This is a genomic window from Pseudoalteromonas sp. SG41-1 (assembly GCF_014164575.1).
Taxonomy (GTDB): domain Bacteria; phylum Pseudomonadota; class Gammaproteobacteria; order Enterobacterales; family Alteromonadaceae; genus Pseudoalteromonas; species Pseudoalteromonas rhizosphaerae.
In genome coordinates this window covers 1-14218 of the sequence record NZ_JACJFL010000016.1, presented here as the reverse complement: position 1 = coordinate 14218, position 14218 = coordinate 1, and the positions used below count along the sequence as shown (strand labels likewise).

The 14218-nt window shown below is 42.2% G+C and carries 9 protein-coding genes, 1 tRNA gene and 1 pseudogene; 9 read left to right on the top strand and 2 right to left on the bottom strand.

Going from position 1 to position 14218, the window contains the following annotated elements:
* The first annotated feature begins 10 nt into the window (after positions 1-10).
* Positions 11-682 (top strand): hypothetical protein, encoded by a 672-nt coding sequence (locus tag H5203_RS11015; protein ID WP_182734706.1) that lies wholly within the window; start codon positions 11-13, stop codon positions 680-682.
* Positions 683-688: 6 nt separating this feature from the next.
* Here the strand turns inward: H5203_RS11015 and xseA are convergent, their stop codons facing one another.
* Complete coding sequence (gene xseA, locus H5203_RS11010) at positions 689-2023, bottom strand: exodeoxyribonuclease VII large subunit (protein ID WP_182819724.1); 1335 nt, start codon at positions 2021-2023, stop codon at positions 689-691.
* Positions 2024-2158: 135 nt separating this feature from the next.
* Here xseA and guaB point away from each other — a divergent pair, with 135 nt between their 5' ends.
* From guaB to rimI, 6 genes and pseudogenes are all read left to right on the top strand, one after another.
* Complete coding sequence (gene guaB, locus H5203_RS11005) at positions 2159-3628, top strand: IMP dehydrogenase (RefSeq protein ID WP_182819723.1); 1470 nt, start codon at positions 2159-2161, stop codon at positions 3626-3628.
* A 103-nt stretch (positions 3629-3731) separates the two neighbouring features.
* Entirely contained in the window at positions 3732-5309 is a 1578-nt protein-coding gene (gene guaA, locus H5203_RS11000; RefSeq protein WP_145235498.1) for a glutamine-hydrolyzing GMP synthase, read from the top strand.
* A 420-nt stretch (positions 5310-5729) separates the two neighbouring features.
* Positions 5730-6346: pseudogene (locus H5203_RS23195) on the top strand (MATE family efflux transporter).
* Between the two features lie 479 nt (positions 6347-6825).
* Positions 6826-6902, top strand: a tRNA-Trp gene (locus H5203_RS10990).
* Positions 6903-6967: 65 nt separating this feature from the next.
* Positions 6968-7276 (top strand): hypothetical protein, encoded by a 309-nt coding sequence (locus H5203_RS10985; RefSeq protein WP_145235500.1) that lies wholly within the window; start codon positions 6968-6970, stop codon positions 7274-7276.
* Positions 7263-7724, top strand: coding sequence for a ribosomal protein S18-alanine N-acetyltransferase (gene rimI, locus H5203_RS10980; protein WP_182717138.1), 462 nt, complete (start codon positions 7263-7265; stop codon positions 7722-7724). The genes H5203_RS10985 and rimI overlap by 14 nt, the downstream gene beginning before the upstream one ends.
* Here rimI and H5203_RS10975 read toward each other — a convergent pair.
* Positions 7710-10391 (bottom strand): hybrid sensor histidine kinase/response regulator, encoded by a 2682-nt coding sequence (locus H5203_RS10975; protein WP_182739807.1) that lies wholly within the window; start codon positions 10389-10391, stop codon positions 7710-7712. The genes rimI and H5203_RS10975 overlap by 15 nt on opposite strands.
* A gap of 262 nt (positions 10392-10653) precedes the next feature.
* Between H5203_RS10975 and prfC the strand changes: the two genes are divergently transcribed.
* Positions 10654-12237 carry a peptide chain release factor 3 gene (gene prfC / locus H5203_RS10970; RefSeq protein ID WP_182819722.1) on the top strand — a complete coding sequence of 528 codons (1584 nt, stop codon included), beginning with the start codon at positions 10654-10656 and terminating at the stop codon, positions 12235-12237.
* A gap of 55 nt (positions 12238-12292) precedes the next feature.
* On the top strand, positions 12293-14035 hold the full coding sequence (gene argS / locus H5203_RS10965; protein ID WP_149982070.1) for an arginine--tRNA ligase: 1743 nt from the start codon (positions 12293-12295) through the stop codon (positions 14033-14035).
* The last annotated feature ends 183 nt before the right edge of the window (positions 14036-14218 follow it).

Below are 14218 nucleotides of genomic sequence, written 5' to 3'. Positions count from 1 at the left end.
GGAATTAAGTATGAGTAAAAATGATCCATTTTCGCTGTTGTTAGCATTTATCACAGGTGTTGTTCTAACGTGGAGTTATTTTGCGTTGAGCTCTGACGAAGCAGCTCCTGTGACTACAACACAAACACAGGTACTTGAACAAGAAGTCAAAATAATGCCTGCCAGTACCGTAGCTGCAGAGCTAGATACAGTATCCCAGTCTCAACAAGTGACTGATATTACCTCGTCTGCCCAAGATACATCAGCGCAAACAACGGATGAACAAACGCTTGAGCAACAAGTGCAACAGCTCAAGCGTGAGTTACTGCAACAGCAAAAATTAGTAAAAGCTTACGAACAACAATTACAAGCACCGTCCGATTTTGAACAAGCTTTGCTAGACAAGTTTACTGAGCAAAGTCGCAATGAAGAGTGGGCTTATCGTACCGAGACTGCTATGAAAGACTTTTTACAGATTGCTGATCTTGGCATAACCCCTGAATTAGTTAGTGCGCAGTGTAAAAGTTCGGTATGTAAATTTGAACTTGCAGCGCCAAAGGATGTAGATGATTTTGATCATACCCAATGGCGCGAACTCAACGATAAGTTGGTACAACAAGACTTTTGGCAGCAATTTAAAGTCAGTACTTCAAAATCAAGCGATCGCGATTTTTCATTATTATTAAGTACTGAGTCAGAATAACGAGCCTCAGCTGACACGAGCTTGAATCACGCCATCAACAAGCTCGGTTACAATTAAATCACCTTGAGTTACTTGCTTAATAGACTTAATCACTTGCCCTTGCTCATTTTTAGTGATGCTATAACCACGAGCGAGTACATTGAGCGGACTTACAGATTCTAATCGGCTAGCCTGCATTGCGAGGGTATTTTGGGCACTGTGTAATTGTTGCTGCATGGTTTGTGTTAAACGCCCTTGCAGTTGCTGTAATTGATGACTTGCCTGAGTAATTTTGCGATCTGGTGAGCGCTGCATTAGTCGCGGCGTTAGATTATTTAAGCGGCGCTCATATTGATAGAGCCGATTTTGTATCGCCTGCTGTAATGCTACTGTCAATTCATCTAAACGTTGCGCTTGTTGATTTAACTGATTACGCGGATGACATAATGTTAAACGGTGCTCAAGTGCTGTTGCAACGCTTTGCTTTGCAGATAACTGATGTTTAAACGCATTGGCTAAGCGATTTAATTGTTGTTGGATTTGATTATAAAGTTCGCTGCTATTGGGGCTAACAAGCTCTGCAGCCGCGCTTGGCGTTGCGGCGCGCACATCGGCAACATAATCGCTAATGGTGGTATCAATTTCATGACCGACAGCACTGATAATTGGTAGGTTACTGGCAAAAATAGCGCGTGCCAGTAGCTCATGGTTAAAGCACCATAAATCTTCTAGTGATCCACCACCGCGGCCTAAAATAATTACATCAACTTCATTGCGGGCATTAGCAATATTGATTTTATCAATTAATTGTAGGTGCGCGTCTTTACCTTGCACCATAGCAGGGTAGATCACGACTTCAAGTTGTGGCGCTCGACGCTTAAGTACCGTTAAAATATCTTTGATAGCCGCCCCTGTGGCTGATGTAATAACACCAACACGATGCACAACCCCAGGCAATGGTTGTTTATGGGCGGAGCTAAATAAACCTTCGGCGGCTAAGCGCATTTTTAATTCATCAAACTGTTGCTTTAGTTGCCCTTCGCCAGCAGCTTCCATGTGTTCAACAATCAGCTGATAGTCACCACGCGGTTCATACAGCGATACTCGGGCTCGAACTGTCACTTGTGCGCCATTTTCAGGGCGATAGCGTTGGCCTCGATTGTTGCCTCGCCACATCGCCGCTTTTACTTGAGCGCGATCATCTTTGAGCGTGAAATACCAATGACCAGAGGCTGGTGTAATGAAATTTGATATTTCGCCGGTTAAATTTAACGATGCGAATCCTTGTTCGAGTACGGTTCTTATTTCTCTATTTAACCTAGAAACGGTATAAATCGTTTGCTGCTGGGATGTTACGGCCATAAAGCGACTCTAAAAAGCGATGATGGGGGTATTTTATCATAAATAATTGTGAAATCTTATTTACTCGTGCCCACAACGCTGATAAAATTTGGCCGCAATTCCTTAAACAAGATCCACATGTGAGAAGTTGCCAAAATGCTTAGAATTGCTAAAGAAGCTCTTACCTTTGATGACGTACTTTTAGTACCCGGTCATTCTACTGTTTTGCCACACACGGCAAACATTTCAACTCGCTTAACGCGTGGTATCAAACTTAACTTGCCGCTAGTTTCAGCATCTATGGATACTGTTACCGAAGCACGCTTAGCGATTGCGCTAGCGCAAGAGGGCGGTTTAGGTTTTATCCACAAAAACATGACAATTGAAGAACAAGCCAAAAACGTACGTAAAGTTAAAACGTATGAAGCGGGTATTGTTTCTTTCCCTGTTACTGTGACAGCGGATTTAACCATTGCAGATGCAATTGTACTTGCTGAAGAAAAAGGCTTTTCAGGTTTTCCGGTAACGGACGCTGAAAACGGCCTTGTTGGTATTGTTACCAGCCGCGATATGCGTTTCGAAACCAAGCTTGAGCAACCGGTTTCAACAGTGATGACTAAAAAAGAAAAGTTAGTCACTGTAAAAGAAGGTGCAGCGCGTGATGAAATCTTAGGATTAATGCACGAACACCGTATCGAAAAAATCCTTGTTGTTGATGATGCGTTTAAATTAAAAGGCATGATCACAGTAAAAGATTATCAAAAAGCACAAGACAAACCACATGCATGTAAAGATGAACAAGGTCGTTTACGTGTAGGTGCTGCCGTTAGTGTAGGTCCAGGTACTGATGAGCGTATTGCTGCATTAGTCGAAGCGGGCGTTGATGTATTACTAATTGATACCTCACATGGTCATTCTCAAGGTGTTATCGACCGTGTTGCACAAACTCGTCAAACTTACCCTGAACTACAAATTGTAGCTGGCAATGTGGCAACAGCTGAAGGTGCGATTGCGCTTGCCGACGCCGGTGTTGATGCAGTTAAAGTAGGAATTGGCCCAGGTTCAATCTGTACTACGCGTATTGTTACTGGTTGTGGTGTACCACAAATCACAGCTATCTCTGATGCTGTTGATGGCCTAAAAGGTCGTGACATTCCAGTGATTGCTGATGGTGGTATTCGTTTCTCAGGTGATATTGTAAAAGCACTTGTTGCTGGTGCATCATGTGTGATGGTTGGCTCAATGCTAGCGGGTACTGAAGAAGCGCCTGGTGAAGTCGAGCTTTACCAAGGCCGTTACTACAAGTCATACCGTGGTATGGGCTCGCTTGGTGCGATGAACCAAAAAGAAGGTTCATCAGATCGCTATTTCCAAAAATCAAATCAAGCAGACAAGCTTGTGCCAGAAGGGATTGAAGGTCGTGTGGCTTATAAAGGTCCAATCGCGACAATCATTCACCAACAAGTTGGCGGCCTGCGCAGCGCAATGGGTTTAACCGGTTGTGCCACGATTGAAGAATTAAACACTAAACCTCAGTTTGTACGTGTTACTTCAGCAGGTATGGGTGAGTCACATGTTCATGATGTGCAAATCACCAAAGAAGCACCTAACTACCGCTTAGGTTAATAGCTTCAAATCTATTAAAATTACTGGGCTAGCTTCGCTAGCCCTTATTTATTATAGTCATTCAGGTAACCTGAGTGCTAGTTCTTGACTAACGAGACCCTCAATGAGCAAAGACATTCACGATTCACGAATTCTTATTTTAGACTTTGGTTCGCAATACACGCAATTGATCGCCCGCCGTGTGCGAGAAATTGGTGTTTACTGTGAACTGTGGGCATGGGACGTAACGGAAGAGCAGATCCGTGAGTTCAATCCACAAGGTATCATTCTATCTGGTGGCCCTGAGTCAACAACCTTAGAAAACAGCCCGCGTGCCCCTGAGTATGTATTCAATGCAGGCGTACCTGTACTTGGTATTTGTTACGGCATGCAAACAATGGCTACTCAGCTTGGCGGTAGCGTTCATAGCTCTGATAAGAAAGAGTTTGGTTACGCGCAAGTTGAAAAAGTCGGTAACTGTGCATTATTTGATGCCATTGAAGACAGCATTACCGATGGCGGTGAAGGCATTTTAGACGTGTGGATGAGCCATGGTGATAAAGTAATGGAAATTCCAGATACTTTCAAAACTACTGCTAAAACATCTACTTGCCCACATGCGGCAATGTCTAACGAAGAAAAGCGTTTTTACGGCGTACAATTCCACCCAGAAGTAACCCACACCCATCAAGGCCAACGTTTACTAGAACGCTTTGCGATTGATATTTGTGGTTGTGAAAAACTGTGGACTGCAGCAAAAATCATTGATGACGCCATAGAGCGCATTAAAGATACTGTGGGTGATGACGAAGTAATCTTAGGTTTATCTGGTGGTGTTGATTCATCAGTGGTGGCTATGCTTATTCACCGCGCGATTGGCGACCGTTTAACCTGTGTATTTGTTGATAACGGTTTACTGCGTTTAAACGAAGGTCAGCAAGTAATGGATATGTTTGGCAATAAGTTTGGCCTAAACATTATCAAAGTGGATGCCGAAGAATTATTCTTAGCGGATCTTGCTGGTAAATCAGACCCAGAAGACAAGCGTAAAGCGATTGGCCATACATTTATTAAGGTATTTGATAGCGAATCTAAAAAGCTTAAAAATGCAAAATGGTTAGGTCAAGGTACTATCTATCCAGATGTTATCGAGTCAGCAGCGTCTGCAACTGGTAAAGCGCATGTGATCAAGTCTCACCATAATGTGGGCGGCTTACCAGATGACATGGAAATGGGCTTAGTTGAGCCACTGCGTGAATTATTTAAAGATGAAGTACGTAAAATTGGTTTAGAGCTAGGTTTACCGTATGACATGCTTTACCGTCACCCGTTCCCTGGGCCTGGTCTAGGTGTGCGTGTACTTGGCGAAATCAAAAAAGAGTACTGTGACTTATTACGCCGTGCTGACGCTATCTTCATTGAAGAGCTTCACAAAGCAGAGCTTTACCATAAAGTAAGCCAAGCATTCACGGTATTCTTACCGGTTAAGTCGGTAGGGGTTATGGGTGATGCACGTAAGTACGATTGGGTTGTTTCACTTCGTTGTGTAGAAACTATCGACTTTATGACTGCACGTTGGTCACATTTACCGTATGAGTTCTTAGGTCTGGTTTCAAACCGCATCATTAATGAAATCGACGGTATCTCACGCGTTGTTTACGATATTTCAGGAAAACCACCTGCGACTATTGAGTGGGAATAATTTTTAGGCCTGAAACGTCTGGCACTAACAGGCATTAAATCTTAATTAAGTCCGCGTAATTGCGGACTTTTTTTGTTCGGAATATCACTGAAAAAATGCTCTGACACTTTGTTCTATAAGTCAAAATATGGCCCAGCCTTGATTCTGCGTTACCAATTCACAAATCAAATAATAACTGTCTAAATCAAAATGATCTGGGCTTAGGGCATTTTCGCGGTTTTCTCCTGAGCGGTTACATAGTACGAACTGACGATATTGTTGTAGTTGCGAAAGAGTCAACACATCTTCTTTAGCGAGAGGGTGCTTTTTACCGATATACGTTACTTTACGTCGTCAAAAGCTAAAACCAAGCTATCGGTTAAACAACTTGATAAGACCATCGCCACTCGTATCGTGCAATTAGGGTCGTCAAACTTAGTGATGTTTATCTACTTCAGCTTCGTCATGGCGTTCCATAACATGCAATTTATGGCCTACGGAGACACCACGCAGTTAGCCGCATTCGCGATTGTTGGCTACTTAGCGAGCTGTTATTACTTCTTCGCTGAAGGCTTAGTCAGCGGCTTGCAGCCACCAGTGAGTTACTACTTAGGCGCCAAGCAATACAAACGCATTAGCGAAACCGTAAAACTGGCTTTTCTGTTACCGTTGGGTCCGGTATAGCTTTGGTAATACTGTTTAACATTTTTCCAGAAATCTTTATCAGCATCTTTACCACAGGCAATGATGCATTACTTGAAGCAAGCAAAAACGGTATTCGTTTACACTTAATGGCATTGTTTTTAGATGGCTTCTTATTCATGGCGTCCATCTACTTCGTCGCCGTTGGTAAAAGCGGACAAGCCCTGTTTGTTTCCGTCGGCAATATGTTGATACAGTTTCCTTTCCTATTCATCTTGCCGAAATACCTAGGTATCGATGGTGTTTGGTTAGCCGTCCCTTTATCTAACATTGCCTTCGCATTGATCGTACTGCCGATGCTATTAAGCAACCTGAAAGGTTTTATGTACATGCATAAACAACAAAGTTTCGTTTAAAAAACAATAAGAACAAAATAGTAAGGATATTTTTATATCGACGAGCGTTAAATAACTTTGGGGCAAAAGCGAGTTATGTGTTTTAACAACAAGAGTCTGCACCACTTACTATGACTTGATATGTAGCTGGTCGCTCATGTTTTGATACGCTTTAAAAGTGGACAACAAGTTGAGTATAAAAAGTGAATAGAATTGAACTTAACCGCGCTTACTACTGAAAAGAAGCATGGGCTTCGTTGTGATATGGCCGAATCCTCAGTCTGGGCCAAAGCTGAACTAAAGCGTCGACGAGTAGCAAAAAGTAAAAAATGCTGAGCATGGATATATATGAAGGCTTATCCTAGTTTAGGTAAGTAATTATAAAAACGGCGAATTAGTTGGCTAATTCGCCGTTTTGTTTATTTAAAAAGCAGTTAAACTAAAAGAGTGATTTTTTTCTTTACCTTTAGCGAAACTTCTCTATAATTCGTCGTCATTGCAGGGGCGTAGTTCCAATTGGTAGAACAGCGGTCTCCAAAACCGATGGTTGGGAGTTCGAGTCTCTCCGCCCCTGCCACTTCTTCTTTACATAGCCTTGATTACTTCTTATATTGTTCCAGTGTTTAAATCTACTGAGTTTTTATGCATCCACGATACGCAGCTATTTTTGGTATAGAAAACCTCGAACTAAATCAGCATTTCCGATTACAGCCAGTCGCTGAACAACGTTCTGATGCACCAAGTGCAGCGCCGCAGGTAAATATAGAGCTAAGTACAACGCTATTGGCTGATTTAAATCGCGCTATTGCGCCATTAAAAATTAGCCAAGTAGTGCAAAGCGATAAGCTTGCATGGCATGATGGTCAATTGAGCTTACCAACCCAGCAGCTTAATGCTGATAATAAACGCGCGCTATGGGCGCTGATGAGCACACACCTTGATAACCTTTGAATCTGTTACTGAATTATCCATTGATGCGCTGATGCGTGTTGAGAACGCGTGTCACACTCATCCGTGGACAGTAAACACTATGCAATCATGTCTCGCTGGGCGTTACTTTAATTTAGCTGCGTTTAATGAGCAGCAAATTATTGGTTTTTATATCGGTGAAAAAGCAGGGCCTGACTTTACTTTAATGGATATCTGCGTGGCACCTGATTTTCAGGGGCAGGGGATTGCCAAACAATTGCTTGCAGCGTTTATTGAATACGGCGAAAAGCATCACGCTGAAAACTTATTTTTAGAAGTACGTGAAACCAATACTCGTGCCATCGCCTTATATGAGCAGGCAGGCTTTAGTGAAATGTCGGTACGTAAAAATTACTACCCAAGTAGTGACCCATCAAAAAATGGCCATGAAGATGCTATCTTAATGGGAATGACATTACTTTTTGGTTAATGACTGTTCTTGTTGCAAGGTATATTTTATCGCTTCAATTAAGCTCAGTGCCAAATAATCACGGCGGTTGTGATCACGGCCACGTAAATTATCTTCAAGTGTGGCCGCCGCATGGTGAATATTACTAAAACCAAAACAACCAGCACTGCCTTTTAAACTATGGGCCAGTGCTCTGAGCTGCTCCCACTCACCATTATTGTATAGCTGCGTAACGTCGGTTAAATAACCTGGCAGTTTTAAGCGATAGTTGTCGTTGATCTGTTGAAATTTATCGCTGTTTAGCAAGCTATCCCATTTATTTTGGCTGTCTTTTTCAATATTTAAATAGCTAACAAGCACACTTTCTAAGGCATCTTTATCGATAGGCTTAGCCAGTGCTTCGTCGCAACCGGCTTGCAAATAGGTGTTTACGTCATCTTTCATTACATTCGCGGTAAGTGCAATGATCGGCCCATCGTAGGCTGCATGGCGGAGCATTTGTGTGGCTTCTAAGCCGCCCATTACCGGCATTTGCATGTCCATAATGATTAATTGATAGTCATTCACCAGCGCCATTTCAACAGCTTCTGCACCATTGTTGGCTATATCAGGCTCAAGCCCCCATGTTTGCAGTAATAACTTGATTAGTACTTGGTTGTCAGGGTTATCCTCGGCGACTAATATATTGGCATCAAAGCTATTTTCTGCGAATGAAAGCTGTAAGTCCTTAGCGGGAGTTAATTGGCTTAACTCAGTCAGCATTGGCACTGTTTGTTGTTTATCAGCAGGTAAGTTACAGGCAATTTGCACGCAGAAACAGCTTCCTTGGCCTGGCGTGCTTGTTACATAAACATCACCACCGAGCAATTGTGCTAAATTTTTAGAAATACATAAGCCTAAGCCAGTGCCGCCAAAGCGTCGTGTTGTTGTTGTATCAGCTTGTTCAAAAGGCTTGAATACCCGCTCAACTTCTCGCTCTGACATGCCAATACCGCTATCTTTAATGGCAAATTCTATGAGTTGTAAATCACTGTTATAGGTAATATCTAATTCAATTAAACCTTGCTCGGTAAACTTCACTGCATTGCTGGCAATATTAATGAGAATTTGCTTTAAACGAGTGCTATCACTATTAATTATGCGCGGTAATGGTAAGTGAAAATTGATATTGCAGTTAAGTTTTTTCTCTTGTGATAAAGGACGAATAATCGAATCAATATCATGAACTAACTGCACAATATCTAGCGGTTCTTTTTCAACTGCTAATTTTTCGGCTTCGATTTTCGACAAGTCTAAAATATTATTGATGAGTTCAAGTAAGTGTTTAGAGTTACGTAATATAGTATTTAGGTGCCAAGCGTCGCCGGTTGTATTTTGGCTGTGTAATAGCTGCTCAGTAAAGCCCATGATAGCGGTTAGTGGTGTACGTATCTCATGACTCATATTGGCTAAAAAGCGGCTTTTTAATTGGTTCGCTTGTTCCGCTTGGGCAATGGCCACCTCGAGTTGACTATTCATGGTTTCAAGTGCTTTGGTACGGCTTTCGACTTTATCTTCTAAGTGATGTTTATATTCTTCAAGTTCGTCTTGATAATGACGAATTTGGTTCACCATGTGATTAAAATCATTAAATAATACCCCCACCTCATCATTATTATGGGCAGGCAAATATACCGACAAATCGCCGTCTCCTACTCGATGGCTGGCTGCCCCAAGTAACTCAATTGGGTTAAGTAGTAAATTACGTACCACAATAAAAATCAGCATCGGCAGGGTGATCACTGAAATAATCACAATCAAGGCGGTGATCAAACTGATCGCTTTGCCGGATTGATACAGTAAGGCTTTGGGGATGGTCGAGACATAATAATAACCGCCGCTCATTTGGATGGCGTAAATCATCCGTTCAACTTTATCAATACTCGATAACTCTATGGTTGAGAGCTTACCTAGATCGGCTAAGTCGTGAATTTGTTGCAGCTCATATTCGCTAATATATTGACCGCGCTTATTGTAGTCTGAGCTAAATAATATTTTGCCATTGCTGGTCAGTAATAAATTTAAGGTATTGTTATAGGGCGCTTCTAAAATGCTGGTATTTAAAATCGATGGCTCAACATGCAACACAATAAACCCTAGTTGTTGCGGGCGTTTAAGGTAGTAATCAGCACTGTAAATACGTTGAATAAAATATAAGCTGGTAGTGCCATCTTGTTTTTGCACCATAAACTGTTGTTGGCGTAAGTTACTTTGTAAAACTTGTGAGAAAAATGGATAGCTGGTTGGAGCGGTATTTAAATTACTGGAGTAATAGGCGTCGCTTTGACCATCCGGAGAGACTAAATTTACGCTAACAATATCGGGGTAAGCTTCTGAATAGCTTGCAAATACATCCATTAGTGCGCCTAGGCGACGGGTGTAATTGCCGTTATCGCGTAAGTCATCTGCTAAAAAGTCACTTAGTACAGGGGAGGCCGAGAGTAACTTTGTAGTAGAGTGAAATGAATCGATGTAATTGAACATTTTTTGTTGTTGCTGTTCAACAAAACGGCTAACAATGAGCTCGGCTTGTTTTTGTGTGGAGCTGGTAACGTTGGTGAGAGTAAAGCCACCTAAAAACAATAACGGTAAAATCACCAAAGGCGTGATATACCATAATAATCTTATACTTAACTTACTTGTTCTCATACCCAAACAAAATATCCTCCATGTAATCTATCAATAGTATGCGTTAGCGTAAAATTACACAAGTTTAGTGCGTTCGCTGCAGCAAACGGGTTGAGCTGATTTTAAACCAAGTTATCGGCTAATTACTTGCAATCGTTGCTTTTTTGGCTAAGACAAACAAGGTATAATGTGACTAATTCTATTTTATATTTACAGTGCGTAGCGAAGACCTGTGCTTAGGTTTGTTTTTGGTTGCGCCTTGTTATGACTTAAAGCGGCTTACATGTCTAATTTATTAAACGAAATCAATACGCGACGCACGTTCGCGATCATCTCGCATCCGGATGCTGGTAAAACTACCATCACCGAAAAAGTACTGTTATTCGGACAAGCTATTCAAAAAGCGGGTACCGTTAAAGGCCGTGGCTCTAACCAACATGCCAAGTCTGACTGGATGGAAATGGAAAAAGAGCGTGGTATTTCGGTCACGACCTCTGTTATGCAATTCCCATACAATAAAGCGCTAGTAAACTTACTTGATACCCCAGGACATGAAGATTTCTCTGAAGATACTTATCGTACCTTAACTGCGGTCGATTCATGTTTGATGGTGATCGATGCGGCTAAAGGTGTTGAAGATCGTACTCGTAAATTAATGGAAGTAACGCGCTTACGTACCACGCCAATTGTCACATTTATGAATAAATGTGACCGCGATATTCGTGATCCGATGGAGTTGTTAGACGAAGTTGAAACAGAGCTAAATATAGCTTGTGCACCGATCACATGGCCAATTGGCTGTGGTAAAGAGTTTAAAGGTGTTTATCATATTCACCGCGGGGAGACCTTGTTATACAAAACCGGCCAAGGTCATACTATTCAAGAAGTACGCAGCATTAAAGGGCTTGATAATCCTGAGCTTGATGCAGCGATCGGCGATGAGCTTGCTGGGCAACTGCGTGAAGAGTTAGAACTTGTTATTGGTGCATCGCACGAATTTGATTTAGAGCTATTTTTAGCGGGTGAGTTATCACCAGTGTACTTTGGTACTGCGCTTGGTAACTTTGGTGTTGATCATGTGCTTGATGGCCTAACTGAGTGGGCACCAACGCCATTACCGCGTGAAACAGAAAACCGTACTGTTGTTGCAACAGAAGAGAACTTCACTGGCTTCGTATTTAAAATTCAAGCGAATATGGACCCTAAGCACCGTGACCGTATTGCGTTTATGCGTATTGTGTCGGGTAAATACAGCCAAGGCATGAAAATGAACCATGTGCGTATAGGTAAGCAAGTCAGTATTTCTGATGCGGTAACCTTTATGGCGGGTGATCGTGAGCGTGCAGGTGATGCTTTTGCAGGTGATATTATTGGTTTACATAACCACGGTACGATCCAGATAGGTGATACCTTCACACAAGGTGAAAAGCTTAAATTTACTGGTATTCCAAACTTTGCGCCGGAATTATTCCGCCGCATTCGTCTGCGTGATCCACTTAAGCAAAAGCAATTATTAAAAGGCTTGGTGCAGCTATCTGAAGAAGGGGCAGTACAAGTATTTAGACCGCTTATTAATAACGACTTAATTGTAGGCGCGGTTGGTATATTGCAGTTTGATGTGGTTGTAGCGCGTTTGAAAGCAGAATATAACGTAGATGCTTTATACGAAAGCGTAAATGTAAATACCGCACGTTGGGTAAGTTCGACTGACGTTAAAAAGTTTGAAGATTTTAAACGTAAGTGCGAAAGCAACTTAGCGCTTGATGGTGGCGATAACTTAACTTACATAGCGCCGAGTCGTGTAAATCTTAACTTATCAATTGAGCGCTATCCAGAAGTGACATTTAACCACACGCGTGAAAATTAGACTCAAATTTTAATTTAAAGCCCGCTAACGCGGGCTGGTAAAGGTAATAAATTACATGAATATTCGTACCCTACTAATTGAAAGAGCCATCGCAGCCATGACTGGCGCTGGCTTACCAGCAGATACTAACCCTGCGGTAACACAGAGTACCCGCCCACAATTTGGTGACTACCAAATTAATGGTGCAATGGGCGCTGCTAAAAAAATGAAAAGCAACCCGCGAGAGCTTGCACAACAAATTATTGATCACTTAGATGTAAGTGATATCGCAGATAAAACAGAAATTGCCGGCCCTGGTTTTATCAATATTCACCTAAAACCTGAGTTTTTAGCGCAAAGCTTAAAAGCGGCAAACCAAGATGCAAAGCTGGCTGTTGCTGAGCATGCACAACCGCAAAAAGTAGTGGTTGATTACTCATCACCTAATCTTGCTAAAGAAATGCACGTTGGGCATTTACGTTCAACGATCATTGGCGATGCAGTAGTACGCGCACTGGAGTTTCGTGGCGACACGGTTATTCGTCAAAACCACATGGGCGATTGGGGAACGCAATTTGGTATGCTGATTGCGCATCTGGAAGATCAAATCAGCCAAGGTGTTGATTTAGATTCTGTGGCACTTGCTGATCTAGAAACCTTCTACCGCGACGCTAAAAAGCGTTTTGATGATGAAGAAGGTTTTGCAGATAAAGCGCGTGATTACGTAGTAAAACTACAAGGTGGCGACGCGCATTGTGAAAAACTATGGAAGTTGTTTATCGCAACCTCGGTAAAGCATTCTGAAGAAGTATACAAACGTTTAAATGTAACGCTTACACCAGACGACATCATGGCTGAAAGTGCTTATAACAGTGAACTGAACAATATCATTAAGTTATTACAAGATAAGAATATTGCCGTTGAGTCACAAGGCGCACAGGTGGTGTTTTTAGATGAGCTGGCAAATAAAGATGGTGAGCCATCAGTGTTTATCGTGCAAAAATCAGGTGGCGGTTTCTTATACGCAACCACCGATTTAGCCGCCTGTGATTACCGTTCAAACAAGTTAGGCGCAGCCCGCATTTTAATTTTTGTTGATGCGCGTCAAAGCCTACACTTCAATCAAGTAGAGCTTACTGCACGTAAAGCCGGTTTACTACGCGATGAAACTAGCTACGAATTTTGCCCATTTGGCACCATGATGGGTGAAGACGGCAAACCATTTAAAACGCGTACAGGTGGCACGGTAAAACTTGCTGATTTACTTGAAGAGTCAATCACTCGAGCTGCTGCTAAGCTTGCTGAGCGTGAGTCTGACTTAACTGATGAAGAGCGCAGTGAAATTGCCCGTAAAGTAGGTATTGGCGCAGTTAAATATGCAGACCTTTCTAAGCACCGAACCAGTGATTACATTTTCAACTGGGACAGTATGCTTAGCTTTGAGGGGGCAACAGCACCTTACTTACAATATGCTTATACTCGTGTACGCAGTATTTTCCGTAAATCAGGCGTAGACGCAGCAAGTTTAAACGCAGATGTCGCTATTGTTGAGCCGCAAGAAAAAACCCTTGCGCTTAAACTACTGCAATTAGAAGAAGTACTTGATCAAATGATCAGTGAGGCAACACCGCACGTATTATGTAGTTACCTATACGAGCTTGCCAGCCTATACATGACCTTCTACGAAGCTTGCCCAGTACTTAAAGAAGGCGTAGAGCCAAGTGTACGCGATAGCCGTTTAGTGCTGTGTAATTTGGTAGCGGATACGCTGCGCACAGGCTTAGATCTACTAGGCATCGAAGTCATGGAGCAAATGTAATCTGCTGCGTGTAGTTCGCTTTAGCTGCGTTAATGAGTTTATTTAGCCTAAGTCACATACAAAAGTGACAAGGTACTAGGAAGAAATAGGCCCTAGGTTCTAAGAATAGTTGACACACAGATAGTTGTTTATAAATTTTTGAAGAACCTAGAACCTAGAACCTAGAACCTAGAACCTAGAACC

Bases quoted from the DNA above. Each gene is read 5' to 3' on its own strand.
- guaB (WP_182819723.1), top strand. From the start codon at position 2,159: ATGCTTAGAATTGCTAAAGAAGCTCTTACCTTTGATGACGTACTTTTA.
- H5203_RS10975 (WP_182739807.1), bottom strand. From the start codon at position 10,391: ATGAGAACAAGTAAGTTAAGTATAAGATTATTATGGTATATCACGCCT.
- H5203_RS11015 (WP_182734706.1), top strand. From the start codon at position 11: ATGAGTAAAAATGATCCATTTTCGCTGTTGTTAGCATTTATCACAGGT.
- H5203_RS10985 (WP_145235500.1), top strand. From the start codon at position 6,968: ATGCATCCACGATACGCAGCTATTTTTGGTATAGAAAACCTCGAACTA.
- xseA (WP_182819724.1), bottom strand. From the start codon at position 2,023: ATGGCCGTAACATCCCAGCAGCAAACGATTTATACCGTTTCTAGGTTA.
- guaA (WP_145235498.1), top strand. From the start codon at position 3,732: ATGAGCAAAGACATTCACGATTCACGAATTCTTATTTTAGACTTTGGT.
- prfC (WP_182819722.1), top strand. From the start codon at position 10,654: ATGTCTAATTTATTAAACGAAATCAATACGCGACGCACGTTCGCGATC.
- argS (WP_149982070.1), top strand. From the start codon at position 12,293: ATGAATATTCGTACCCTACTAATTGAAAGAGCCATCGCAGCCATGACT.